Here is a 23,756-nt window from a genome sequence, read left to right as displayed (position 1 = left end):
TCTGCACCCGCCCGCTTGACTTTTCCCCCGGAATCACCCAATGGCCCCGGCCTGACCGGCGGCGTTGCGGCGTCGCCCTTTGTTTTTGGCCTGCCGGAAAGTCTGGCGGCCCCAGCGAAAGTTTTAGGAACACGCCATGGCGAAGCCTGCCACCGTCAAGATCAAGCTCGTCTCGACCGCCGATACGGGCTTCTATTACGTGACGAAGAAGAACCCGCGCAACATCACGGAAAAGATGACCTTCCGCAAATACGATCCCGTCGCGCGCAAGCACGTCGAGTTCAAGGAAGCGAAGATCAAGTAAGCGCGTCTCGGATGCGGGCCGGGTTTGCTGAACCGCGGGAACGCCTCCAGTTCAGTGATGGTTCAATGCTCCGATCTCATCAACGGAGCATGACCCACGTGTTTTCAAAACCCAAGAAACTCGCCGCCGCCCTGACGCTCGCCGTCGGCGCCGCGCTCCCGCTCGCCATGATCGCCGCGCCGCCCGCTGCGGTCGCCCAGTCGGGCGATCTCGACCGCGCGGTCGCCGCCCTGCGCGGCATATCGACCATGAAGGCGAGCTTCACCCAGACCGACCGCGCCGGCCAGACCATGGCGGGCGAGCTGACGCTGAAGCGCCCGGGCAAGATCCGCTTCGATTACGGCAAGAGCGCGCCGATGCTGGTCGTCTCGAACGGCAAGAGCCTCTATCTGGTCGATTACGACGTGAAGCAGGTCGAACGCTGGCCGATCAGCAATTCGCCGCTGGGCGCGCTGCTCGACCCCAGTCGTGACGTGAAGCGCTATGGCAAGCTCGTCCCGACCAGCCATTCGGACGTCGTCAGCGTCGAGGTGCGCGATCCCAAGCGTCCCGAATTCGGCGTGATCACGCTGATCTTCCAGCGCGACGCGAAGTCGCCCGGCGGGTTGAAACTGACCCACTGGGTCGCGCTCGACGCGCAGAACAATCGCACCACGGTGAGATTGTCGAATCACCGCTACGGGATGTCGGTCGCGGACAGCGCCTTCACCTTTTCCGACCCGCGCAAATCGTCCCGTCGACCGGGGTAAACGCAAGGGCGACAAAACGACGCTGTGAAGCGTCAGTCGGAGCGCGGATGTTCATCCATCAGCAAGCCCGGCGGGCCTAGAACATAACTCACAGGACGGATGAAGACGGGTTCCCCCCTGTTGCCCAGATCTTCACAGATATCCGTTCTGTCCAAGCGTGACGAACGCAAGAAGGAACCCTCGTGCCAATGCCCCCGGCACGAGGGTTTTTTGCGCCTTGGTGTTTCGCTCGCGCCTCCGCGCGAGCGTTCTCGGTAATAGGTTTGTTTTTCGAACCCGCCTCCGCGGGTTCGTCCTCGGTGCTATTCCCTTCGCTTCGCTACGGGGCACCTGCGGGCGCGCGGTCGCGCTTGCGGTCCGCTGGTCGCGGACCGGACCATTCCCAGCTTTAAGCCTTAGTCGCGGAGTACGGACCCGCAGGGTCCGCAAGGGCGACCGCCCGCCCGCAGCGCCGATAGGCGCGAGGATATCGCACGCCGGATGGCGTGCGGAAAATAGCAAACGCGCGGAAAACCAAACCTTGAATTCATTCCCACCCAAACGCCGCGCGGATGATATCGTAGATCCTGTTCTGCTCGATCACGCCGCGCGCGCGCTCGGCGCCGGGGCCTTGGGCGAACAGCGCGACATCCTCGCCGCCATGCGTTTCCGATCCCATGGGGACGAGGGATTGCTGGCGGGCCATCACGCCCGTTTCGGGCACGCCGCGTTCGCCCTTCACCGCGCCGGGGCCATTGGCGTAACCGAGCGTGGTGTAGGGCTTGCCGTCCGAGTCCAACGAGGGGCCGTCGCCGCTATCGCCGTCCTCGCCGCCGCCTTCGGGCGGATGGACCAGGCCGAGAATGTCGTTCCCGCGCCGGGGATAGCCCGCGATCGTGAAGACGTGGCTGTGATCGGCGGTGACCATGATGAGCGTCTCTTCGGGATCGGTGTTGTCGATCGCGTACTGGATCGCGCGCGCGAACTCGACCGCTTCCTCCAGCGCATAGCCCGCCTGCCCCGCATGGTGGCCGTGATCGATTCGCCCGCCTTCGACCATCAGGTAATAGCCCTGCGGATCGGATTTCAGGCGCGCGATCGCACTGGCGGTGAGGTCGGTCAGTGTCGGCTCGGTCGTGTCCGCCTTGCGGTCGACCATGTAGGTCATGTGGCTGGGCGAGAAGAGGCCCAGCACGGGGCGATCCGCAGGGGCCGCCGCCAGCTCCTCCGCCGTCCTCACATAGCTGCCGCCGGTGCGCGCCGCCCAGTCGCGCGGCAGGTCGCCATCCGCCGCCATGCGCTGGACGCTGCCGTCCGCTCCGAAGAAGGCCGCGCGCCCGCCGCCCAGCGCGAGGTCGAAATCGCTTTCGACCAATTGCAGCGCGATATCGCGGCACATCTGCCCGCGCTGGCCTTCGGGAATGCCGATATCCGCCTCCCAATTGCGATCGACGCTGCGGGCATAGACCGAAGCGGGCGTCGCATGGGTGATCCGCGCGGTGCTGACGATGCCGAGCGCGAGGCCGCGCCGCTTCACCTCTTCACCGAGCAGCGGCAATTCATGCCCCCGCCCGCTGGCGCAATCGCCGGTGATCGCTCCCGGCCCCATGCCGAGCATCCCGATCTTGGTCTTCACGCCCGAATGGATCGCGGTGGCGGTGCCCGCGCTGTCTGGGGTCTGGGCGTTGGTGTTGTAGGTCTTCACCAGCGCGACGTTCTCGAACGTCTCGAACGGGAGCACGTGCTCCTCGCCCGATTTGCCGAGCTTCTGCCCGGCATAGATGCGCGCGGCGGTGATCGTCGAGATCCCCATCCCGTCACCGATGAAGAGGATGACGTTCTTGGCCTTGGCCTGTGCCGGAGCGGCGGGCGGTGCCGAAGCGACCGGCGCCGTTCCCCCCTGCGCGGTGGTGCAGGCACCCAGCGTCAGCGTGAACACACTTGCGACCAATGCCGCCTTGCGACCAAACCCCATCCTCATTCTCCTCGACTGTCCGATCCGCCCTAAATGACATTCGCGTGTGGCGAAACGGTGAAACTTGCCCCCCGCGCGGCCTGTGCCTAAGTCCGCCCGCATGACCTCCCCCACCCTTTCCGTCGCGACTTGGAACATCAACTCGGTGCGGCTGCGTATGCCGATCGTCGAACGCTTCCTGACCGAACAGGCGCCCGACGTGCTCTGCCTCCAGGAGATCAAGTGCCAGGAGGACCAGTTTCCCTACGAGGCGTTCCGCGCGCTCGGTTACGAGCATTTCGCCGTGCACGGCCAGAAGGGCTATCACGGCGTTGCCACCGTGGCGAAGGTGCCGATCCGCGATTTTTCCAGGCATGACTGGCAGGACAATGGCGAGGCGCGCCATATCGGGGTGGAACTGACCGATCCGGCGCATCAGGGGATGATCGTCGAGAACGTCTACGTGCCCGCGGGCGGCGACATTCCCGACCGCGAGCAGAATGTGAAATTCGGCCAGAAGCTCGACTTCTTCGAACGCATGACCCGCTGGGCCGACACGGTCGACCGCCCGACGCTGATCGTGGGCGATTTCAACGTCGCCCCGCTCGAAAGCGATGTCTGGAGCCACAAGCAATTGCTGAAGGTCGTCAGCCACACGCCGATCGAGGTCGACACGCTGCAACGCTTCATGGACGCGCATGGCTGGGCCGATATCGGGCGCCAGCACATTGCCGCGCCCGAACGCTATTACAGCTGGTGGAGCTATCGGTCCAAGGACTGGAAAGCCAATGATCGCGGGCGCAGGCTCGACCATATGTGGGCGAGCCCCGAACTGGCCGCGCAGGCGGTCGCCCACCATGTCCACGAAGGCGCGCGCGACTGGGAAAAGCCCAGCGATCACGTCCCCCTCGTCACGGAATTCGCGCTCTGAGCGAGGCCGAACCTTCGCCGCGTCGCGCGGCACAGGGCGTCGATGCGCTGCGCCATGGCTGGCCGATCCAGCTCGATGGCGGGCCGGTCCTGCAACCGATCGAGACGTGCTACGACGACGCGTTGGCTGCCGAAACGCTGCTGATCTCCGCCAGCCGCGCCGCGACGCTGAAGCTCGCCAATCAGCGCGAGGCGGCGATTCCCGGGGAGCCGGTGCTGTTGCGTGGGGCCGAGCGGTTTTCGCGCGATGCGGCGCTGGCGGTGGCGGACCCGGCGCTCGATCTGGCGCATCCGATGAAGGGACCGTTCAAGGCGCTGCCGCACGGCGATTGGGCGGATCAGGCGCGCGCCGCGCTCGACCTCGCGCGGATCGCGGGCATCCTCCCCGCCTTCATGGTCGCACCCGAGGGGGCGGAGCCGCCGGTCGCACTGACGCTGGCCGATGCGCGGGCCTATGCCGATCCGGCGAACCTCATCATCGCCTCGCGCGCGCGCCTGCCCGTCGAGGCGTTCGAACAGGCCGAGATTATCGCATTTCGCAGCCCCGCCGACACGCGCGAACACGTCGCGCTGGTGATCGGACAGCGCCGCTCCGGCATCGCGCCCCTCGTGCGCCTCCACTCTGAATGCCTGACCGGAGACGTGCTCGGCAGCCTCAAATGCGATTGCGGCCCGCAATTGGACGCCGCGCTCCACGCCATGGCGGACGAAGCGCGGCGCGGGAGCTGGGGCGTCCTGCTCTATATGCGGCAGGAGGGGCGCGGGATCGGCCTCGTCAACAAATTGCGCGCCTACGCCTTGCAGGATCAGGGCCACGACACGGTGGACGCGAACACCCGTCTGGGCCTGCCCGACGAAGCGCGCGATTTTCCGACCGCCGCGCGCATCCTCGACCTGCTGCGCGTCTCCAGCATCCGGCTGATGACCAACAATCCCGCCAAGGTCGCGGCGCTGGAGTCAGAGGGCGTGACGGTTGCCGAACGCGTCCCCCACGCCCTGCCCGACAACCCGCACAACGCCCGCTACCTCGCCACCAAGCGCGACCGGGCGGGGCATCTGCTGCCGTAGCTTACGCCCCTACCTGCTTTCGAACGGCTTCAGGCCCGCGCCCAGCTCGTTGTTCGCGATCGACAGGCGGTCGCCCGTCCAGTCGGCGATGAAGGCCGGGCTGCGCCTGAGGCCGGGGACGAGGCGGGCGTCGTTGTCCGATATGACCAGGCCGTCGGACGAGTAATTCCCCTCTTCCGCCCCCACCGCGATGAAGGCGGACCAGTTCTCCTTGTCGCGCCCCTGGACGAACCAGTTGCGCACGATCCGGCCATTGCCGCCATTGGGCAGGTCGATCATGTAATTCGTGCCGCGCCCCGCCGCATCGTCGAAGCTGGAATCCTCGACGATCGTGCGCGCCGCGCGGCTCTTCAGGTAATGCCCGCCCGTGCCCGCTTCGAAGCGGCTGCGCGTGACGGCGGTCTCGGCGATTTCGCCGGTATAGATCGAATGGGCGCAGCCCCCGTCGCCCTCGCAGGTGCCGAGCCGCGTGAAGGTCGATTTGTCGATGCGCAGATGAATGTTCGGATCGTGCGCGGTCAGGATGCCCTGCTCGCTGTCGCGGAACCAGCTCTGCGTCACGGCGAGATCGCCGCTTTCGAGGCGGATGCCCGCCCCGTTGCGGTCGGGCACGGCGATATCCGAGAAGACGAGGCCGATCACCGTCGCCCCTTCGCCGCCGAGGACCAGCGCGCCCTTGCCTTCGCAGGCGACGCCGGAAAGCGTGGCCGAACCCGGCTCCATCGCGCGATAGGTGATCGTGCCCGCGCGCTGCACGGCGCATTCATTGTAGGTGCCCGGCGCGAACACCACCGTGCCCGTGCCCGCGCCGATCGCATCGACCGCGTCCTGAAGCGAGGCGTAGCTCCGCCCGGTCTCGGCGACGGAAAACGGCGCCCGTTGCTGGGCGGAAAGCGGGAGCGTGACGGCGGCGAGCGCGATCAGGGCAGGGGCGGCGATACGGGTGCGAGATCTCATGTCGTCACTGTAGCGCGGCGAGACTTACCGGCACGATAATTTTACCGCGTGTCTCAATTCTCGACGATACAGCGCAGGAAGCGGTCTCCGTACGCTTCCAGCTTCTTGGCGCCCACGCCGCCGATCTGGCCGAGTCGGGTCAGCGTATCGGGCCGCGCCAGCGCCATTTCGCGCAAGGTCGAATCGTGGAAGATCACATAAGGCGGCACGCCCGCTTCCTCGGCCAGTTCCTTGCGCAAAGCGCGCAGCGCTTCGAACAGGGGATTGCCGACCGGATTGGGCGTCGCGCCCCCACCGCGCCGTCCCCTGCGTTCGCGCTTGGGAGGAATGACGATCGCCACCTCGCGCTCCCCCTTCAGGATTTCGCGCGCCCCTCCGCCCAAAGCCAGACCGCCGTGATCGTTCGCGACGAGGTGGCCATGGGCCTGCAACGCCCTTGCGACCGGCTTCAGCAGCCCCGCCTCCTCGCCACCGACGATCCCGAACACGGACAGAGTGTCATGCCCGCGCTGGCGGACACGATCGTCGGCGGTTCCGGTGAGGACCTTCTCGAGGTGACCCATGCCGAAACTCTGCCCGGTGCGGTAGACCGCGCTGAGCAGCTTGCGCGCCAGTTCGGTCGCATCGGTCACGCCGGGCGCATCGAGGCAATTGTCGCAATTGCCGCAACTCTCGGGCGGGTCCTCGCCGAAATGCCGCAGCAGGATGGCGCGGCGGCATTGCGCGGTCTCGACCAGGCCCGCCAGCGCGTCCAGCCGCTGGCGTTCGGCCATGCGGCGATCCTCGGGCACTTCCTCCAGCCGCGCCCGCGCGGTGGCGAAATCGCTCGCCCCCCACAGCATCACCGCGCCCGCCGGATCGCCGTCACGCCCCGCGCGGCCGGTTTCCTGATAATAGGCCTCGATCGATTTCGGCACGCCGACATGGGCGACGAAGCGCACGTCGGGCTTGTCGATCCCCATGCCGAAGGCGATCGTGGCGACGATCACCATATCCTCGCTCGCGACGAAGCGCGCCTGGTTGTCCGCCCGCTCCTCGGCGGGAAGCCCCGCGTGATAGGGCAGGACGGGACGCCCGGTCGCGCTGGCGAGCTTTTCGGCGATATCCTCCACCTTGCGGCGCGTGGGCGCATAGACGATACCGGGGCCGGGGCGATCCTGCATGATCCCCGCGATCTGGCGCACCGGATTGTCGCGCGGCGTGATCGCGTAACGGATATTGGGCCGGTCGAACCCGGCGAGGACGAGGCCGTCTTCCGGGATCCCCAGCTGCGCCATGACGTCGGCGCGGGTCTGCCGGTCGGCGGTCGCGGTCAGCGCGAGGCGCGGGACGTCTGGAAACGCGTCCATCATCGGGCGCAGCATCCGGTAATCGGGGCGGAAATCATGGCCCCACTCACTAACGCAATGCGCCTCGTCCACCGCGAAGAGCGAAAGCGGCGCGGCGCTCAGCAGTTCGCGGAAATGCGGCTGACTGGCGCGTTCGGGCGCGACGTAGAGCAGATCCAGCTCGCCCGCGCGGAACGCATCCTGCGTCTCGCGCCAGTCGGCATCGGCGCTGGTGAGGGTCGCGGCGCGGATGCCGTTGGCGCGCGCGCTGCGCAATTGATCGTGCATCAGCGCGATCAGGGGGCTGACCACCACGCAGGTCCCCGCCAGCATGGTGGCGGGCAGTTGATAGGTCAGGGACTTTCCCGCGCCCGTCGGCATCACCGCCAGCGTGGACCGGCCCATCAGCACACGCTCGACCACCGCCGCCTGTCGCCCGCGGAAATCGTCGAACCCGAAGGTGCGGCGCAATTCGGCGCGCGCATCGTCGAGCTTTCCATCCAGCGCATCCGTGCTGGGGCGATCCGGGGCGAGAAGGTCGTCCATCGGCCCCGCCCTGCCAGAGATCGCCGCACGCGCGAAGGGCCGGGCGGGTGTTTTCGGCCATTTTCCCCTTGCCCCCTATGGCCGCGTGGCGCTTTAACAGCGCAGCACACTATCAGGGTCGCCTCGCGCCGCCCGCCTGTTTTGGAGAGACCGATGAAATTCCGCCTGACTTCCCACACGCCCGCCCGCACCTGCGCCTTGGTCGCCGCCGTGATCGCCGCTCCGCTCGCGCTCGCCGCGTGCAGCGATTCCGACGATGCCGCCTATGAAACCGACACCGAAACGGTCGAGATCGAAGCCAATGAGGCGCTCGAGAATGTCGATGCGATGCCGGTCGAGGACCCGCAGGCCTCGATGCCCGATCCGGTGGTTCCGAGCACCACGCAGACGGTCGACCCCGAGGCTGCCGCCGCTGCCGAGGCCGCGCGCCAGCAGTCGATCCAGGATGAAGGCGACGATGCCGCCGCCACGGCCGCTGCGGCGATGGACGCGATGAATCAGGATTAGGCCGGTGCGCTCTGCGCATGTTCTGGGGCCTGTCCTCGCGATAACCGCCCTCCTCGCCGCCTGCGGCCCGTCGGACAACGATCCGGGCCCCGGCGGCGTGACGGTGGGCGAGGCCCGCGCGCTCGACGAGGCGGCTCAGATGATCGAAGAGCGCCGCATCCCCGCCGACGTTCTGGCCGAACAGGACGGGGCCGAACAGGACGGGGCCGAACAGGACGGGGCCGAACAGCGCACGGACGAAGCGGATATGGGCCAGGATATGGGCCAGACTACGGGAGAGAATGAATGAACGCACCGGCCACCAAGCCCGCCCCCGCCCGCAATCCGGGCATGGACGCGGACACTTTCGCCCAGTTCCACGAACAGCTCGAACGCTATGTCCGCGAACGGCTGATCCCGGCGGAAAAGGACGTGATCGAGAACGATCGCGTGCCCGACGATATCCTCGACGAGATGAAGGACATGGGCCTGTTCGGCCTCTCCGTGCCCGAAGATCACGGCGGCGCCGGGCTGAACATGACGCAATACGCCAAGATCGTGAAGACGATGAGCTATGCCGCGCCCGCCTTCCGATCGATCTTCTCGATCAATATCGGGATGTTCAATTCCGCCCTGAAGAATGGCGGGACCAAGGCCCAGCAGGACGAATGGTGGCCGCGCATCGCGGCGGGCGAGATCGCCTGTTTCGGCCTGACCGAGCCGGGATCGGGCAGCGATTCGGCGGCGATGGCGACCACGGCAAAGCCCGATCCCGACGGTAACGGCTGGATCCTCAACGGATCGAAGCGCTACATCACCAACGCGCCCCATGCCGATGTCGCGCTGATCATGGCGCGCACCGAGAAGGATGCGCTGCCCAAGAACGCGCATGTCAGCGCCTTCATCGTGCCGATGGACACGCCCGGCGTTTCCACCGGCAGCCCGGACAAGAAGATGGGCCAGGCCGGATCGCACATCGCCGACGTGATGCTCGACGACGTGCATGTGCCCGGCGACGCGCTCTTGGGCGGAGAGACCGGGCAGGGCTTCCGTTTTGCCATGATGAGCCTCGACAACGGACGCATTTCGGTGGGCGCGGCGAGCACCGGCTATGCCCGCCGCGCGCTCGATTCCGCGCTGCGCTACGCCACCGAGCGCAAGGCGTTCGGCGAACCGATCGCGAACTTCCAGCTGATCCAGCAGATGCTCGCCGAAAGTGAGACCGAGATCTACGCCGCCGAATGCATGATGGCGGACGTGACGGCGCGCGCCGATGCGGGCGAAAGCACGATCAAGCAGGCCGCCGCCTTCAAGGTGTTCGCCAGCGAGATGTGCGGCCGGGTGGTCGACCGCGTGGTGCAGATCTATGGCGGGGCGGGCTATCTGGCGGAATACGATGCCGAGCGGTTCTTCCGCGATGCGCGCATCTATCGCATCTACGAAGGCACCACCCAGATCCTGCAATTGCAGATCGCCAAGCATATGCTGCGCGAATACGCGGCGCTGTGATGCGCGGCTGACCAGTGAAGGATTTCGCCGACTGGATCGGGCGCGAGCAGCGGTCCGCCGATCGGCTGGACGCGGCGCTGGCGGCCCGCTGGTGCGCGACCTTCGATCGCGATGCGCCTTCGGACGAAGCGATGCCGCAGGGCATTCACTTCTGCCTCTGCACGCCCGAGGCGCGCACGTCCCGGCTGGGCGAGGACGGCCACCCGGCGCGCGACGACAGCGCGGCGAGCTTCCTCCCGCCCGTGCCCCTGCCGCGCCGGATGTGGGCGGGCAGCGCGATCCGCTTCCATGCGCCGCTCACGGTCGGCGCGACGGTCGAGCGGGTCAGCCGTCTCGCCTCCATCACCGATAAATCGGGCAGTCGCGGCCGGATGGTCTTCGTCGAGGTCGAGCACGAGACCGCGGCGGACGGCGCGCTCGCGGTGAGCGAGACGCAGACTCTCGTCTATCTCGAAGCGCTGGCGGGCGACGCGCCGCTCTCCCCTCCTGAACCGGGACCGGAGGCGTTCGATGCGAGCGGCTGGACCATGCATCGCGCGCTCACGCCCGACCCGCGCCTGCTGTTCCGCTATTCCGCGCTGACCTTCAACACCCATCGCATCCATTACGATGCGCCCTATGCGCGCGATGTCGAACGCTATCGCGGGCCGGTCGTGCACGGCCCGCTGACCGCCAGCCTGTTGTTGCAGCTTGCCGCCGAACGATGCGGCGAGAACCGACTAACGAGCTTCCGCTTCCGTGGTCTCAGCCCGGCGATCGCGGACGAGCCACTGCATCTGACCTTGCGCGAGAAGGACGATGCTCTCGAACTGGCGGCGTTCGCCGCAGACGGGCGGCAGGTCACGCAGGCCTCCGCCACGCTCGCCTGAAATCCGGCCCGTTCGGATCGGAGATTTGGTTTTTCGAGCGCAAGGGCTTACATCGCTCGCATGGCTACACTCGCTGAACCCGAACAGGATTTCACCCGCCTTCCCGAAATGCCCGAAGGCGTGTTCACCGCTCCGCTTAAGCGGCCCGACCACCTCGGCGAAGACTGGCTGGAACCCAAGCAGACCGAATACGATTCGGACGACGACGCGATCTGGAACGATCTGTTTGCGCGCCAGATGGAGGTGCTTCCCGGCCGCGCGGCGACCGCGTTCATGCAGGGACTCGAAAAGCTCGATCTCGGGCGCGGCGGCGTGCCCGATTTCGGCGATCTGAGCGCGGAACTGGGCAGACTGACCGGGTGGAGCGTGGTGCCCGTCCCCATGCTGATCCCCGACCATGTCTTCTTCTGGCATCTCGCCAACCGCCGCTTCCCGGCGGGCAATTTCATCCGCACGCGCGAAACGTTCGATTACATTCAGGAACCCGACGTCTTCCACGACGTGTTCGGCCATGTGCCGATGCTGACCGACCCGGTCTATGCCGATTACATGCAGGAATACGGCAAGGCCGGATGGAAGGCGATGCGCCACAACCGGTTGAAGGCGCTGGGATCGCTTTACTGGTATACGGTCGAATTCGGCCTGTTGCAGGAAGCGCCCGGCGATATCCGCGCCTACGGGGCGGGCATCCTTTCGGGGCCGACCGAGGTGGTCTACGCGGTGGAGGCGGAAAGCCCCAATCGCATCATGCTCAATGTCGACCGTGTCATGCGCACGGATTACGTCATCAGCGACCTCCAACCGACCTATTTCGTGATCAAGAGCTTCGAGGATCTCTATCAGCAGACGGTGGAGCGCGATTTCGACCGGCTTTACCGCACGCTCGATCCCGGCTTCACTTACGCCAACACCGCCGTGATCGATGTCGATGACGTGCTGCATCCGGGAACGCTGGAATATACGCTCAGAGGCGGACGAGGGAGCGGCGCGAAGGCTGTTTAGTTTTCAAAGCCACCTCCGTGGCTTCGTCCTCGGTGCTGATCCCTGCGCTTCGCTCCGGGGCACCTGCGGGGCGGCCGCGTGGCCTTGCGGTCCGCTGGTCCGGTTTTTGTAAAGCGAACCCGCCTCCGCGGGTTCGTCCTCGGTGCTGATCCCGGCGCTTCGCTCCGGGGCACCTGCGGGGCGGCCGCGTGGCCTTGCGGTCCGCTGGTTGCGGACCGGACCATTCCCGGCCTTGAGGCCTGGCGGCGGAGCTCGGACCCGCAGGGTCCGCAAGGGCGACCGCCCGCCCGCAGCGCCGAAGGCGCGAGGACATCGCATCCCGGAGGGGATGCGGAACAAAAAAAGGCCCCGGATCGCTCCGGGGCCCTTTCTATATCGGTAGAATACCGGACTTACGGGGTGTCCATATTGTCCGCTTGTTCTTCCATCTGCTCTTCCATGGCATCGGTCTGATCGTCCATGGCGTCGGCCTGCTCGTCGGTGATTTCGCCCGAAGCTTCCATGTCGTTGACCATCGCGTCGCGATTGTCTTCCATGGTTTCCGCCTGGTCTTCCATGGCGTTTTCCTGCGGGCTGTCACAGGCGGCGAGCGTCAGGCCGAGCGCGGCCATCGATGCAAAAGCAATTTTCTTCATTCTTCTTCCCCTTTTTATCGGATTCTCCACACTGCGTGGAAAAATCCCTTCTAGTGACTCGTAATCGGGCCGATCACCGAAAGGCCCGCTGGCGGGCGACATCGGCGAGGGCGATCGCGGCGATCGCACCCAGAACCGCCCAAAGCAGGTCGAGCGGGCCGACTGTTGCCAACAGATTGGCATTGCCGAGTATAGCCCCGGCAAGCAGCGAGCCGACGATGCCAGCCCCGATCATGGTCAGGATCGCACCGCGATCTTCGCGGCGCAGCACGATGGAACCAAGCCATCCGAGCAAGGCGCCGACCACGATGAGAATTATCAGACCCATGAAAGCTTATCCGACTGGCTTATGGGTGCAATAAGCGCCCAAGAGCGGTTCGGTTCCCGATTATGGCGGGATTTTGTCGAAGTAGCCGGATTGTTCCTGGCGCAGCCCGCAGGCAGCCTCACATTATGGGGCTCGATCACGCAATCGCGAAGAACCACACTGCGACCAGACCCAAGGCGATACGATACCAAGCGAAAGGCGCGAAGCCATGCTTCGAAACATAGGCGACGAAGGCGCGGATCACCGCCAGCGCCACCAGGAAGGCGGCGACGAAGCCCAGCGCGATCTCGGTCCATCCGATCGCCGCTTCGCCTGCGAGAAGGGCCGGTTCGTCGAGGATCTTGACCGTCGCGGCACCCAGCATGGTCGGCACGGCGAGGAAGAAGCTGAATTCGGCCGCCGTCTTGCGCCCCACGCCCATAGCCAGCGCCCCCATGATCGTCGCTGCCGAGCGGCTGGTGCCCGGCACCATCGCCAGGCACTGGACGAGGCCGATCGTGAGGCAGGATTTCCACGACAGCGCCGCCACCCCGTGATCGGGGCGCGCGGGAATGATCTTTTCCAAAACGAGGATCGCGATCCCGCCCACGATCAGGGCACCCGCCACCACGAGCGGACTTTCGAGCATCACGTCGATCGCGTCCTTCGCGAGCAGGCCGATGACCGCCGCGGGCAGGAAGCCGAGGAAAATGTTGCGCACGAACCGAACCGATTGCGCATCCCCCTTCAAGAGGCCCGTCCCCATCGACCAGAACAGCGACCAATAGCTCACCACCACCGCCAGGATCGCGCCCAACTGGATCACGATGTTGAACTGGCGCCACTGGGCCGGATCGTAGCCGAAGAAGCCCTGCGCCAGGATCAGGTGCCCGGTCGATGAAACGGGCAGGAACTCGGTCAGGCCTTCGAGGATGCCGAGGAGGATAGCGGTAAGGGTGGTGGACATGCTTGCCCCCAAGACAAAAGGGGGCGGCAAGTCAAGCGACCTGCCGCCCCCCGGGATAGTCTATGCGACCAGCGCGATCAGAAGATCACGATCCGCTGTTCGGGCGGAAGATACAGATCGTCCTGCGGCGTCACGTTGAAGGCGTTGTACCAGGCGTCCATGTTGCGCACGACGCCGTTGACGCGGAATTCCTCCGGGCTGTGCGGATCGGTGCGCAGGCGCTGACGAGCGGCATCCTCGCGCTGCTGCGAGCGCCACACCTGCGCCCATGCGAGGAAGAAGCGCTGATCGCCGGTCAGCCCGTCGATCACCTTGTCCTCCTTGCCGTTCAGATGCAGCTTGTAGGCGCGATAAGCGAGCGCCAGGCCGCCGAGATCGCCGATGTTCTCGCCCAGCGTCAGGCGCCCGTTCACGCAGGTTTCCCCATCGTCGAGCGGGCAGAACGCGTTATACTGTTCGACCAGCGCATTGCCGCGCGCATCGAACGCCTCGCGATCGGCATCGGTCCACCAATTGCGCAGCATCCCCGTACCGTCGGACTTCGAGCCCTGATCGTCGAAACCGTGCCCGATCTCGTGCCCGATCACGCCGCCGATCCCCCCGTAATTCACCGCCGCATCGGCGGTGATACCGAAGAAGGGTTGCTGGAGGATGCCCGCCGGGAACACGATCTCGTTCTTGGTGGGGTTGTAATAGGCGTTCACCGTCTGGGGCAGCATCCCCCATTCGGTGCGATCGATCGGACCGCCGAGCTTCGACAGCATATCGTCCCACTGCCACTGCGCCGCCGCCATGCGGTTGGCGAGCGGGCCGTCGGCATCGATCGCCAGCGTGTCGTAGGTTTCCAGCTCGTCGCGATAACCGATCTTGGGATCGAACGCGTCGAGCTTGGCCAGGGCTTCCTTCTTGGTCGCCGGGCTCATCCACTCGATATCGTCGATGCTCTGGGCGACGGCCTTGCGCAGATTGGCGACCAGATCGACCATCGCGGCCTTGTTCTCGGCGGGGAAATAGCGCTCGACATAGGACGCGCCGACCAGCTCGCCCAAAAGGCCTTCGGTCTCGTCGATCGAACGCTTCCACCGTGGGCGCTGTTCGGGCGTACCGTTCAGCGTCGTGCCGTAGAAAGCGAACTGCGCGTTATCGAGCGCACTCGGCAGGACCGCCGCGTTCGAATTCAGGAAGCCCTTGACCGTCCAGGCCTGCAACACGTCGAGCGGGGTCGCCTGAACGAGCTTCATCATCGCGGGCGTGCCGCCGCCGATCTTGGCAAGCGTCGCTTCGTCGAGGCCGAGTTCCTGCGCCCGCGCATCGCTCGGCGGCAGGTCGGAAACGATGAAGCGGTCCGTGTCGGCAAAGCCCGAATTGGTCAGCATCGCGTCAATCGGGAAATCGCCCGCCATGGCGCGCAATTCGGCAGGCGTCAGCGCGTTATAAGTCAGGTCGCGATTGCGGCGCGTGGCGCGGTCCCAGGTGACGGTGCGCGCGATCTGGTCTTCGAAATCATAGACCTGCTGCGCCATCGCGGCGGCATTCTGGTATCCGGCCTGTTCGTAGAGGAAGGTCAGATAGTCGCGATATTTGGCCTGGATGGCCTGGCCCTTCTCGCTTGTGTCGAGATAGTAATCGCGATCGGGCAGGCCGAGGCCGCCCGAGCCGAGATAGACAGAATAGCGCGTCGGCTCCTTGGCATCGACCGAGACATAGCCGCCGAGCGGGCTGGAATAGCCGGGCTTCGACCACAGCGTGACGAGCTGCGCCAGATCGTCCGTGCCCCGGATCGCATCGAGATAGGGCTGCGCGGGCGCGAGACCCGCGGCGTCGATCGCGGCGGTGTCGTTATAGGCGTTGTAGGCGGCCACGATGCGACGCTCGTCATTCGACAGGCTGGCGGCATCGCGCGCGACCAATTCGTCGACGAGGGTCTTGACGTCGCTGGTCGATTTCTCGCGCAGCAGGTTGAAGGCGCCGAAGCGGCTGTATTCGGGCGGCAGCGGATTGGCATCGAGCCATTTCTGGTTGGCGTAGGCGAAGAAGTCGTCACCCGGATCGATCGAGGGCGACAGGCTCGTGGGATCGAAGCCCCAGGTCCCGAAGCTCATGGTCGGCGTGGCGACCGTGGCGGCGGCAGGCGCATCGCCCTGCTCGACATGGAACACCTCGTGGACGCCCTCCATCTCATGCGCGTCCTGCGCGGCGGCGGGCACGGCGAGCGACAGGGTGAGGACGCTGGCCCCGGCGGAAAGAATATGGCGGATCATAGAAAGGCGACTCCCAAACTTGCGGACGAAATGTCCCGAAGGTCACCCGGCAGGGTGAAGCGCGCCCGGTGCGACCCGTCAACGCCGTTCGTCGGAACGAGAGCGGGCTTTATAGAATGGTGCGGCTGAAAGCGGCCTGAACCGCCGAAAACGCAAGCGATCAGGCGCTTTCGAGCCCGAACTGGAGGGTCGCGAGACGGGCATAGAGGCCCTCGCCCGAAGAGAGTTGGGCGTGCGTGCCCTGTTCCACGATCGCGCCATCCTCCATCACCACGATCCGGTCCGCCGCGCGCACGGTGGCGAGGCGGTGGGCGATGACGAGCGTGGTGCGATCCTGCATCAGCCGTTCGAGCGCATCCTGCACCAGCCGCTCGCTTTCCGCATCGAGCGCGCTGGTCGCCTCGTCCAGCAAGAGGATCGGGGCATCGCGCAACAGCGCGCGGGCGATGGCCAGCCGCTGCTGCTGTCCGCCCGACAGGCGGGTGCCGTTCTCGCCCAGATAGGTGTCGAGCCCGTCGGGCAGGCGTTCGAGGAAATCGGCGGCATTGGCCGCGCGCGCCGCATCCCAGATCTGTTCATCGCTCGCCGCCCAGTTTCCGTAGCGCAGATTGTCGCGCGCATTCGCGCTGAACAGGACGCCGTCCTGCGGCACCATGGCGATCCGGTCGCGGATGTCGGCGGGATCGGCGCTCGTCAGCGCGACCCCGTCGAGGCGGATCGTGCCGGCCTGGGGGTCGTAGAACCGCTCGGCGAGCTGGAAGATGGTCGATTTACCGGCCCCCGAAGGCCCGACAATGGCGACCGTCTCGCCCGGTTCGACCTCGAGGCTGAAATCCTTCAGTGCCGCGACATCGGGCCGGGTTGGATAGCGGAAGGTGACGTTGCGGAAGGACAGGCTGCCGCGCGGTGGGACGGGGAGGCTCTGGGGCCTTGCGGGCGGCGCGATATCGGGCGTTTCCTCCAGCAATTCGCCCAACCGGCTCGCCGCGCCCGCGCCGCGCAACAGGTCGCCATAGACCTCCGTGAGCGATCCGAAGGCGCCCGCCACCAATCCGGCTGTAAGGACGAAGGCCGCGATCGTGCCGCCCGTGATCGTCCCTTCGCTCACGGCGGTCGCCCCGCGCCAGACCAGGATGGTGATTCCGCCGAACACGAACAGGATCACGATCGCGGTCATCGCCGCACGGATGAGGATGCGGCGCCGCGCCACGCCGAATGTGCGCTCCACCGCCTCCTGAAACCGATCCGCCTCGCGCTTTTCCTGATTGAAGCCCTGGACGATCTTCATCGCCGAGAGGACCTCGGTCACCATCGCGCCGATATCGGCCACCCGATCCTGGCTGGTGCGGCTGACCGTTCTCAGGCGGCGCCCGAAATAGGTGATCGGGATCACGATCGCCGGGATGATCAGCACGAGGCCGATGGTGAGGCCGGGCACGAGGTAGAACAGGTAGATCGTCCCCCCGATCGCCATCAGCAGATTGCGCAGCGCGACCGAGACGGTGGTGCCGACGACCTGTTCGATCAGCGCGGTATCGCTGGTCATGCGGCTGGAAATCTCCTTGGGGGAGTTCTCCTCGTAGAAGGCGGGGGCGAGCCGCAGGAGATTGCGGTGCACGCGCAGGCGGATATCCGCGACCACCCGCTCGCCCAGCCAGCTGACGAAATAGAACCGCATCGCGGTGCCCGCCGCGAGGACGGCCACGATCATCAGCAGATAGCGGAACCAGCGCCCGATATCGTCCGCATTCCCGCCTGCCGAGAACCCGCGATCGATCACCATCTTGAACCCGGCGGGGATCGCCAGCGTGGCCGCCGCCGTGATGATCAGCGCCAGGCCTGCGAGCGCGAGATAGCCGGGATAGTTCGCAACCGCAGAATAGACCATGCGCAGCGGCTTCAGCGAGCGCGCCTCGCCAGTGCCGATGTCCGTCCCCGTGTCGGGCCCCGCCCCCTCGGCGCGCGAACCACGGCCGAAGCGGCGCTTGCGGGAGATTTTGCGCGGAGTGGCATCCATGCCCCGCACGTAAGCCCGCAGGCCAAGAAAATCCACTCGCCAGAGGCGCGGTTTGCCGCCTTTTCGTGCATTGTGCGTTGCACACAAGGCATTCCATCGCCACCTTGTCCCGACAAACGAAGCACGCCACAAAGAACTCGAACAGGCGTCCGCAGGGGAACCGCAATGCTTTACCAGGCCTACGAACTGCAACGCAGCTGGCTATCGAGCGCCAGCGCCCTGGCCGCGATCGGCTCGGAAATGCTGAGCAATCCGGCGCTTCCGCTCGGCTATTTCGGCATGGGCCCGATGGCGGCGAGTGCGCTCGAAGTGTTCGCCCACGCCACCGCCACCTATGGCAAGCCCGCCTGGAATATCGACGCGGTCAAGGTCGATGGGAAGGCCCGCCCGGTCGAGGAAGCGACCGTGGTCAACCGGCCCTTCGGCGATCTCAAGCGCTTCCGCCGCGACGGGTTGGCCGACGATGCGCCCAAGCTGCTCGTCGTCGCGCCGATGAGCGGCCATTACGCCACCCTGCTGCGCGGCACGGTCGAACGCATGGTCGAAAGCTGCGAGGTCTATGTCACCGACTGGGCCGATGCGAAGACGGTGCCGCTGTCCGAAGGCCAGTTCGATCTCGACGATTACATCGATTATGTGATCGGTTTCCTCGAACATATCGGGCCGGACGCGCACGCCATGGCCGTCTGCCAGCCCTCCGTCCCGGTGTTCGCCGCAGTCGCGATCATGAACCGGGACGATCACCCCTGTGCGCCCAGGACGCTCACCATGATGGGCGGGCCGATCGACACGCGCTGTTCGCCCACCACGGTCAACGATCTCGCCATGGATCGCCCGATCGAGTGGTTCCGCCACAACGTCATCGCCACCGTGCCGATGCAGTATCGCGGCAGCGGGCGGCGCGTCTATCCCGGCTTCCTCCAGCTGGCGAGCTTCATGTCGATGAATCTCGGCAACCACATGCAAAGCCATTACGAGATGTTCAAGCATCTCACCGCCGGCGACGATGCGAGCGCGCAGGCGACCAAGGATTTCTACGACGAATATCGCAGCGTCTGCGACATGACGGCGGAATTCTATCTCCAGACCGTGGTGGAGGTGTTCCAGGAACATTCGCTCCCCAACGGCACCTACGAACACCGCGGCCGCCGTATCGATCTGGGCGACATCACCAAGACCGCCCTCCTCGCCATCGAAGGCGAGCGCGACGACATTTCGGGGCTAGGCCAGACCCGTGCCGCGCTGGAACTGACGCCGAATTTGGATGCTTCCAAGAAGCGCTACTACATGGCCGAGGGCGCCGGGCATTACGGCATCTTCAACGGCAGCAAATGGCGCGGAAAGATCGCCCCGGTGGTCGAGGAGTTTATTGGGGAGCATGGGTGATAGAGCGGAGGCGAAAGGGCGGCCTCCCTGTCAAATCTAGGACCTCAGGAGGAAATCAATGTGACCCGGAAAGCCGACATGCGCAATTTCGTGAGGGCTTGGGTAAACTCGGGAATTAGAGCGAAACTATTATGAATTTTGCTAGCCAAGTGAACGACCTTGTCTCGATTCTGCTCGCTTAGACTGCCCCTGATAAGACATTTGAGCCAATAGCTGTTCTCCTCATCGAATACGTAGGACGGGTGCTTCAGCAGGATCACAGCGTCGACGTAAGGTATGTTGTCGTCCGCAGGGCTATAGCCGCCCATCTTCCTTCCAATAAATGCTTCGTCGGCTGCATTGCCCCCCGGTTGCGTTGAATGGTCGGAAACGATGACGACGCGAGTGCTGTGCGCAGCAGGATTGTGCTTGGCAAAAACAATGAACTTCTTGTTTGCTTCTCGTAGCCGCTTAAGCATCTGGCGGAAAATATAGTCGGTAATCTCACGATTCGCTGCCACCAAATTTGGAAAGTCGGACATAATCCGGTCAAGGCGATGCTTACCGTAAGCACCTCCGCGCCAGCCCTGAGCCAGCCCCAATTTCGTAAGGCGGCGAACGACCTTCTCACTTAAGTCATCCGATCGGGATTTTCGTTCAATGAGAAGCGAGCCACCCAAAACAGAATGGTCGGGCGCTTTGTACCGTTTTCCGTCGGGGAGCAGATTATGTTCATCCGGAGCAAAATGGTCAGGCATAGTTTCGATGATTGCCTTCACCATTAAGTCCAAGGTCGGCTCGGGGGTTTGCGTTCGCTTTGAATTTGCTTTTATCGCCATCACACAAATACGCCCCAAGGAGTTTAAGAAAAAATTCTATTAGCACATTAAACGAAGATTGTCGGACATATTGTTCAAAATTTACCTCAACAGATAAGCGCATCTTTGTCTCTAGCGTCTGAAGCCGACACACCCAAAACCAGCCATTAGTTGATGCCAAAAAAGATGGGCGGCGCCGTTTTCCGGCACCGCCCATCTTTGTCCAGCCTGTCTTTTCTCTCAAAAAATCTCGAACAGGCCCGCTGCGCCCATGCCGCCGCCGACGCACATGGTGACGACGCCGTATTTGGCGCCCATGCGCTTGCCTTCCAAGAGCACGTGGCCGGTGCAGCGCGCGCCGGTCATGCCGTAGGGGTGGCCGATCGAGATCGAGCCGCCATTGACGTTCAGTCTGTCGTTATCGATCCCGAGCTTGTCGCGGCAGTAGAGGACCTGGACGGCGAAAGCCTCGTTCAGCTCCCAGATACCGATATCGTCGACCTTCAGGTCGAAGCGTTCGAGCAGCTTGGGGATCGCGAAGACCGGGCCGATGCCCATCTCGTCGGGTTCGGTGCCCGCGACCGCCATGCCGACATAGCGGCCGAGCGGCGTGAGGCCCTTCTTCTCGGCGACCTTGGCTTCCATCAGCACGCTGGCGCTCGAGCCGTCCGAAAGCTGCGAAGCATTGCCCGCCGTGATCGTGGTGCCTTCGCCCATCACCGGCTTGAGGCTGTTGAGGCCTTCGAGCGTGGTCGAGGGGCGATTGCCTTCGTCCTTGTCGATGGTGATCGCGACGTCCGAGATTTCGCCCGTTTCCTTGTCCTGCACCTTGTGGGTGGTGGAGACGGCAACGATCTCGTCATCGAACTTGCCCGCTTCCTGCGCGGCGGCGGTGCGCTGCTGCGACTGGAGGGCGTATTCGTCCTGCTGGTCCCGGCTGATGCCGTAACGCTGGGCGACCGTTTCGGCGGTCTGGAGCATCGGCATATAGATCGCGCCGTGCATCTGCATCAGCTCGGGATCGGGCATGACGCGCATATCCTTGGTCTGGACGAGCGAGATGCTCTCCTGACCACCGGCGGCGACCACGTCCATCCGGTCGGTGATGATCTGCTTCGCCGCAGTGGCGATGCTCATCAGGCCGGAGGAGCACTGGCGGTCGATCGTCATGCCGCTGGTGCCGATCGGGCATCCGGCGCGCAGCGCGACCTGGCGGGCGAGATTGCCGGCCTGCGCACCCTGCTGCAGGGCGGCGCCCCACAACACGTCGTCGACCTCGCCCGGCTCGATCCCGGCGCGTTCGATAGCGGGCTTCAGGGAATAGGAGCCGAGCGTCGCCCCCTTGGTGTCGTTGAACCCGCCCTTATAGGCGCGGCCGATGGCGGTGCGGGCGGTGGAGACGATTACTGCGTCACGCATGGTGGAAATCCTCAGGGGTTCTGGAGCCCCTCCCCCTTCAAGGGAGGGGTCGGGTGGGGAATGTCACGATCGAAGGGGATCAGACGAAATACATCGTCATCCATTCGCAGATCAGCGCGGGCTTGTCCTCGCCTTCGATCTCGATCGTGATCTCGACCGTCTGCTGCCACTGGCCGGGGCGCTTCTCGGTCATTTCAAGCAGCTTCCAGTGGCCGCGAATGCGCTTGCCCGAACGGACCGGGTTGATGAAGCGCGTCTTGTTGCCGCCGTAGTTCACGGCCATCTTGATCCCGTCCACGCGCGGCACGTCGCTGTTCGCGGTGAGGTAGGGGATCATCGACAGGGTCAGGAAACCGTGGGCGATGGTGCCCCCGAACGGCGTCATCTTGGCGGCTTCTTCGTTGACGTGGATGAACTGGTGGTCACCGGTCGCTTCGGCGAACTGGTTGATGCGCTCCTGCGTCATCTCGACCCATTCGCTGGTGCCCAGCTGTTCTCCGGTCTTGTCTGCCACTTCCTGCGGGGTCATCGGCCTCTCCTTCTTTGATGCGGCGCGAAAGATCACGCCTGTCAGAGGGCCTCATGGCGCAAGGAAAAGCATGGCGCAACCGCGCCGCGCGTGCCGTTACGGCATGGCAGTTTCGCGAACCGGCGCGGAAGACGGATTGCGGTGCGCACGCTTCTCGCGCCGCGATCTGCGTTGCTGGCTACCCTCATCAGGGGCGAGCGATTCGCGTTTCGCGCAATAGGTCCACAGCGCGATCTGGAGGCCGAGGAACAGGTAGATGACGGGCTGATAGCCGATCCCCTGAAACGCCGCGCCGACGAGATAGACGACATGTGCGTTCTGCAATCCCGCCGCGAGCGGGCCGATCCAGGCGTCCTCCGGCCCGTCCCGCGTGCGATAGCGGCGACGCAGGCGCTCCATCTGCCACAGGCCCGTCAATTGCAGCATCATCCACACGATGAAGCCGGGATAGCCCTGTTCGCCCAACAGCTCGAAATAGGACGAGTGGAAGGCGCGCCCCTTGTCCTCCACCTCGACATATTCGATCGAGACCGAGCTGCCTTCCTCCTTGCGCTCGGGCATGATGTATTTGAAGCTGTTGCCCCTGTAGGCGTCGAACCCGCCACCGAAGGGATGTTCGCTCACATAGTCGATCGTCCATTCCCACACCGCCACGCGGGTGGAGGCCGACTGGTCCCCGCCATGCTCGGTAATGGTCGCCATGCGCTCCCAGTAACTGGCGGGCAGGAAGGGCAGCGCGACGAGGCCGAGCATGGCTGCCCCGGCGATATAGGCGATCCGGTTCTTGACCGTGCGCAGCAGCAATATCCCCAGCACCGCGATGCAAAGCAGGCCGGTGCGCGCCTCGGTCCCCACCGGGATCAGCAGGCAGGCGAAGATCAGGCACACGCCGAAAACCTTCACGCGCCAGTCGGGCGGGAAGACGCGCCCGTATTTCATCAGCCAGGCGACCAGCGGCGTCATCCCGATCGCGACCGTGGCGAGCGTCGAACTTTCGTAGATGTTGGAGTTGTCGTTGACGAAGAAATAGAGGCTCCCATACCCGCCCCCGCCCAGCGCGGTCTTCATCCCGGCGCTGATGACGATCGCCCCCACCGTCAGCACGATGGTCAGGATCACCCCCTCGATCCGGGTGCGCGTGGTGAGGGTGAAGGGGAGGAAGATCGCGAAGACCAGCGCCTTCCACACCCATTCCCACTTCGTCGCCGCCTCGACCGGGAAATCGGCGGTCTGCGTCGTCGCGAAGCAATATAGCAGCAGGAACAGCATCAGCCCCTGGCGATAATGGAAGCGCGTCTCGCTCTTGGGATCGGTCAGCAGCCAGCCGGCAAAGGCGGCGCAGAAGGCGATCAGCGAGATGGGAAGCGCGGGCGTCAGCACCCAGCCGATCTTCTGGGGCGCGAGGATGTCGATATAGATATAGGCGAGCACCCACAGGAACGGGCGCGCGACCCCCAGGGCGAGGAACGCCATCACGAAGGCGAACAGGGCGAGATCGATCACGGTTCGCGTGCCGTGGCGGACAGCTTGCGCCGCTTCGCCCGCTTTTCGCGCGCGGAGAGCGTGTCCGCCTCGTCCTCCAGCGCGGCATCTTTGTCGACATCGCTGCGCCGCGCCAGCCTGAGCAAAGCGATCAGCAACAGTCCATGGCACAGGGCAAGGGCGAAATAGTCGATCAAGTGCGCGCGTTTCCGATGAGACGAAGACGGCTCTTACGCGGAGGCGGTTGACGCCGCGTTAAGCCTGATATGCAAGAG

23 protein-coding genes are annotated in these 23,756 nt (G+C 65.0%); 10 read left to right on the top strand and 13 right to left on the bottom strand.

Features of this window, described 5'->3' with window-relative positions; translation table 11 throughout:
• The first annotated feature begins 136 nt into the window (after nt 1-136).
• Together rpmG and GRI47_RS13100 are read left to right on the top strand one after the other, a co-directional pair.
• The gene (gene rpmG / locus GRI47_RS13105) at nt 137-304 is read left to right on the top strand and encodes a 50S ribosomal protein L33 (RefSeq protein WP_067682697.1); all 168 of its coding nucleotides are present in this window, start codon (nt 137-139) and stop codon (nt 302-304) included.
• An 89-nt stretch (nt 305-393) separates the two neighbouring features.
• On the top strand, nt 394-1,053 hold the full coding sequence (locus GRI47_RS13100) for a LolA family protein (protein WP_160661792.1): 660 nt from the start codon (nt 394-396) through the stop codon (nt 1,051-1,053).
• Between the two features lie 526 nt (nt 1,054-1,579).
• Here GRI47_RS13100 and GRI47_RS13095 read toward each other — a convergent pair.
• Nucleotides 1,580-3,007 (bottom strand): alkaline phosphatase, encoded by a 1,428-nt coding sequence (locus GRI47_RS13095; RefSeq protein ID WP_237452800.1) that lies wholly within the window; start codon nt 3,005-3,007, stop codon nt 1,580-1,582.
• A gap of 100 nt (nt 3,008-3,107) precedes the next feature.
• On the opposite strand from GRI47_RS13095, the gene xth reads away from it, so the two are divergent.
• Nucleotides 3,108-3,917: an exodeoxyribonuclease III gene (xth, locus tag GRI47_RS13090; protein ID WP_160661790.1), complete on the top strand. Its 810-nt coding sequence runs from the start codon at nt 3,108-3,110 to the stop codon at nt 3,915-3,917.
• On the top strand, nt 3,914-4,984 hold the full coding sequence (ribA, locus tag GRI47_RS13085; RefSeq protein WP_237452829.1) for a GTP cyclohydrolase II: 1,071 nt from the start codon (nt 3,914-3,916) through the stop codon (nt 4,982-4,984). The genes xth and ribA overlap by 4 nt, the downstream gene beginning before the upstream one ends.
• A 9-nt stretch (nt 4,985-4,993) precedes the next feature.
• On the opposite strand, the gene GRI47_RS13080 is transcribed toward ribA, so the two are convergent.
• Together GRI47_RS13080 and recQ are read right to left on the bottom strand one after the other, a co-directional pair.
• Nucleotides 4,994-5,941, bottom strand: coding sequence for a right-handed parallel beta-helix repeat-containing protein (locus GRI47_RS13080; protein ID WP_160661789.1), 948 nt, complete (start codon nt 5,939-5,941; stop codon nt 4,994-4,996).
• Nucleotides 5,942-5,994: 53 nt separating this feature from the next.
• Entirely contained in the window at nt 5,995-7,815 is a 1,821-nt protein-coding gene (gene recQ / locus GRI47_RS13075; protein WP_160661788.1) for a DNA helicase RecQ, read from the bottom strand.
• Nucleotides 7,816-7,968: 153 nt separating this feature from the next.
• Here recQ and GRI47_RS13070 point away from each other — a divergent pair, with 153 nt between their 5' ends.
• From GRI47_RS13070 to phhA, 5 genes are read left to right on the top strand one after another with little or no spacing between them, the layout of a single operon-like run.
• The gene (locus GRI47_RS13070) at nt 7,969-8,322 is read left to right on the top strand and encodes a hypothetical protein (protein WP_160661787.1); all 354 of its coding nucleotides are present in this window, start codon (nt 7,969-7,971) and stop codon (nt 8,320-8,322) included.
• Between the two features lie 4 nt (nt 8,323-8,326).
• On the top strand, nt 8,327-8,611 hold the full coding sequence (locus tag GRI47_RS14855; RefSeq protein ID WP_202387526.1) for a hypothetical protein: 285 nt from the start codon (nt 8,327-8,329) through the stop codon (nt 8,609-8,611).
• Entirely contained in the window at nt 8,608-9,810 is a 1,203-nt protein-coding gene (locus GRI47_RS13065) for an acyl-CoA dehydrogenase family protein (protein WP_237452799.1), read from the top strand. Before GRI47_RS14855 ends, GRI47_RS13065 begins: the two co-directional genes overlap by 4 nt.
• A gap of 14 nt (nt 9,811-9,824) precedes the next feature.
• Complete coding sequence (locus tag GRI47_RS13060; protein WP_160661786.1) at nt 9,825-10,679, top strand: FAS1-like dehydratase domain-containing protein; 855 nt, start codon at nt 9,825-9,827, stop codon at nt 10,677-10,679.
• A gap of 60 nt (nt 10,680-10,739) precedes the next feature.
• On the top strand, nt 10,740-11,681 hold the full coding sequence (gene phhA, locus GRI47_RS13055) for a phenylalanine 4-monooxygenase (protein ID WP_237452798.1): 942 nt from the start codon (nt 10,740-10,742) through the stop codon (nt 11,679-11,681).
• A gap of 392 nt (nt 11,682-12,073) precedes the next feature.
• Here phhA and GRI47_RS13050 read toward each other — a convergent pair whose 3' ends face one another.
• The 5 genes from GRI47_RS13050 to GRI47_RS13030 all read right to left on the bottom strand — a co-directional run bounded on the left by GRI47_RS13050 (nt 12,074) and on the right by GRI47_RS13030 (nt 17,739).
• Nucleotides 12,074-12,316 carry a hypothetical protein gene (locus tag GRI47_RS13050; protein ID WP_160661785.1) on the bottom strand — a complete coding sequence of 81 codons (243 nt, stop codon included), beginning with the start codon at nt 12,314-12,316 and terminating at the stop codon, nt 12,074-12,076.
• 73 nt (nt 12,317-12,389) lie between these two features.
• Nucleotides 12,390-12,644 carry a GlsB/YeaQ/YmgE family stress response membrane protein gene (locus GRI47_RS13045; RefSeq protein WP_160661784.1) on the bottom strand — a complete coding sequence of 85 codons (255 nt, stop codon included), beginning with the start codon at nt 12,642-12,644 and terminating at the stop codon, nt 12,390-12,392.
• 136 nt (nt 12,645-12,780) lie between these two features.
• Entirely contained in the window at nt 12,781-13,590 is an 810-nt protein-coding gene (locus tag GRI47_RS13040; protein ID WP_160661783.1) for an undecaprenyl-diphosphate phosphatase, read from the bottom strand.
• A gap of 77 nt (nt 13,591-13,667) precedes the next feature.
• Nucleotides 13,668-15,851 carry a M13 family metallopeptidase gene (locus GRI47_RS13035; RefSeq protein WP_160661782.1) on the bottom strand — a complete coding sequence of 728 codons (2,184 nt, stop codon included), beginning with the start codon at nt 15,849-15,851 and terminating at the stop codon, nt 13,668-13,670.
• Nucleotides 15,852-16,011: 160 nt separating this feature from the next.
• A complete protein-coding gene (locus GRI47_RS13030; protein ID WP_237452827.1) occupies nt 16,012-17,739 on the bottom strand; it encodes an ABC transporter transmembrane domain-containing protein in 1,728 nt (575 codons plus the stop codon).
• A 294-nt stretch (nt 17,740-18,033) separates the two neighbouring features.
• Between GRI47_RS13030 and GRI47_RS13025 the strand changes: the two genes are divergently transcribed.
• Nucleotides 18,034-19,254 (top strand): polyhydroxyalkanoate depolymerase, encoded by a 1,221-nt coding sequence (locus tag GRI47_RS13025; RefSeq protein WP_160661781.1) that lies wholly within the window; start codon nt 18,034-18,036, stop codon nt 19,252-19,254.
• Between the two features lie 44 nt (nt 19,255-19,298).
• Here the strand turns inward: GRI47_RS13025 and GRI47_RS13020 are convergent, their stop codons facing one another.
• From GRI47_RS13020 to GRI47_RS14850, 5 genes are all read right to left on the bottom strand, one after another.
• Nucleotides 19,299-20,015 carry a hypothetical protein gene (locus tag GRI47_RS13020; protein WP_160661780.1) on the bottom strand — a complete coding sequence of 239 codons (717 nt, stop codon included), beginning with the start codon at nt 20,013-20,015 and terminating at the stop codon, nt 19,299-19,301.
• A 276-nt stretch (nt 20,016-20,291) separates the two neighbouring features.
• On the bottom strand, nt 20,292-21,470 hold the full coding sequence (locus tag GRI47_RS13015) for an acetyl-CoA C-acyltransferase (protein WP_160661779.1): 1,179 nt from the start codon (nt 21,468-21,470) through the stop codon (nt 20,292-20,294).
• Between the two features lie 79 nt (nt 21,471-21,549).
• Nucleotides 21,550-21,999 (bottom strand): MaoC family dehydratase, encoded by a 450-nt coding sequence (locus GRI47_RS13010; RefSeq protein WP_160661778.1) that lies wholly within the window; start codon nt 21,997-21,999, stop codon nt 21,550-21,552.
• Nucleotides 22,000-22,095: 96 nt separating this feature from the next.
• Entirely contained in the window at nt 22,096-23,502 is a 1,407-nt protein-coding gene (locus GRI47_RS13005) for a DUF5935 domain-containing protein (RefSeq protein ID WP_337190696.1), read from the bottom strand.
• Entirely contained in the window at nt 23,499-23,678 is a 180-nt protein-coding gene (locus GRI47_RS14850; protein ID WP_202387524.1) for a hypothetical protein, read from the bottom strand. The genes GRI47_RS13005 and GRI47_RS14850 overlap by 4 nt, the downstream gene beginning before the upstream one ends.
• Nucleotides 23,679-23,756 lie beyond the last annotated feature (78 nt).

This window comes from Qipengyuania pelagi, from assembly GCF_009827295.1.
In the GTDB taxonomy this organism is placed as follows: Bacteria; Pseudomonadota; Alphaproteobacteria; order Sphingomonadales; family Sphingomonadaceae; genus Qipengyuania; species Qipengyuania pelagi.
The sequence above is the reverse complement of the archived record's forward strand: the minus strand, read 5'-3'. Positions and strand labels throughout refer to the sequence as shown.

Bases quoted from the DNA above. Each gene is read 5' to 3' on its own strand.
- GRI47_RS13020 (WP_160661780.1), bottom strand. From the start codon at position 20,015: ATGGTGAAGGCAATCATCGAAACTATGCCTGACCATTTTGCTCCGGAT.
- GRI47_RS13025 (WP_160661781.1), top strand. From the start codon at position 18,034: ATGCTTTACCAGGCCTACGAACTGCAACGCAGCTGGCTATCGAGCGCC.
- GRI47_RS13095 (WP_237452800.1), bottom strand. From the start codon at position 3,007: ATGGGGTTTGGTCGCAAGGCGGCATTGGTCGCAAGTGTGTTCACGCTG.
- GRI47_RS13080 (WP_160661789.1), bottom strand. From the start codon at position 5,941: ATGAGATCTCGCACCCGTATCGCCGCCCCTGCCCTGATCGCGCTCGCC.
- phhA (WP_237452798.1), top strand. From the start codon at position 10,740: ATGGCTACACTCGCTGAACCCGAACAGGATTTCACCCGCCTTCCCGAA.
- GRI47_RS13030 (WP_237452827.1), bottom strand. From the start codon at position 17,739: ATGGTCTATTCTGCGGTTGCGAACTATCCCGGCTATCTCGCGCTCGCA.
- GRI47_RS13010 (WP_160661778.1), bottom strand. From the start codon at position 21,999: ATGACCCCGCAGGAAGTGGCAGACAAGACCGGAGAACAGCTGGGCACC.
- GRI47_RS13100 (WP_160661792.1), top strand. From the start codon at position 394: ATGACCCACGTGTTTTCAAAACCCAAGAAACTCGCCGCCGCCCTGACG.
- GRI47_RS13065 (WP_237452799.1), top strand. From the start codon at position 8,608: ATGAACGCACCGGCCACCAAGCCCGCCCCCGCCCGCAATCCGGGCATG.
- GRI47_RS13050 (WP_160661785.1), bottom strand. From the start codon at position 12,316: ATGAAGAAAATTGCTTTTGCATCGATGGCCGCGCTCGGCCTGACGCTC.
- GRI47_RS13015 (WP_160661779.1), bottom strand. From the start codon at position 21,470: ATGCGTGACGCAGTAATCGTCTCCACCGCCCGCACCGCCATCGGCCGC.
- GRI47_RS13040 (WP_160661783.1), bottom strand. From the start codon at position 13,590: ATGTCCACCACCCTTACCGCTATCCTCCTCGGCATCCTCGAAGGCCTG.
- GRI47_RS13045 (WP_160661784.1), bottom strand. From the start codon at position 12,644: ATGGGTCTGATAATTCTCATCGTGGTCGGCGCCTTGCTCGGATGGCTT.
- rpmG (WP_067682697.1), top strand. From the start codon at position 137: ATGGCGAAGCCTGCCACCGTCAAGATCAAGCTCGTCTCGACCGCCGAT.
- GRI47_RS13070 (WP_160661787.1), top strand. From the start codon at position 7,969: ATGAAATTCCGCCTGACTTCCCACACGCCCGCCCGCACCTGCGCCTTG.
- xth (WP_160661790.1), top strand. From the start codon at position 3,108: ATGACCTCCCCCACCCTTTCCGTCGCGACTTGGAACATCAACTCGGTG.
- recQ (WP_160661788.1), bottom strand. From the start codon at position 7,815: ATGGACGACCTTCTCGCCCCGGATCGCCCCAGCACGGATGCGCTGGAT.
- GRI47_RS13035 (WP_160661782.1), bottom strand. From the start codon at position 15,851: ATGATCCGCCATATTCTTTCCGCCGGGGCCAGCGTCCTCACCCTGTCG.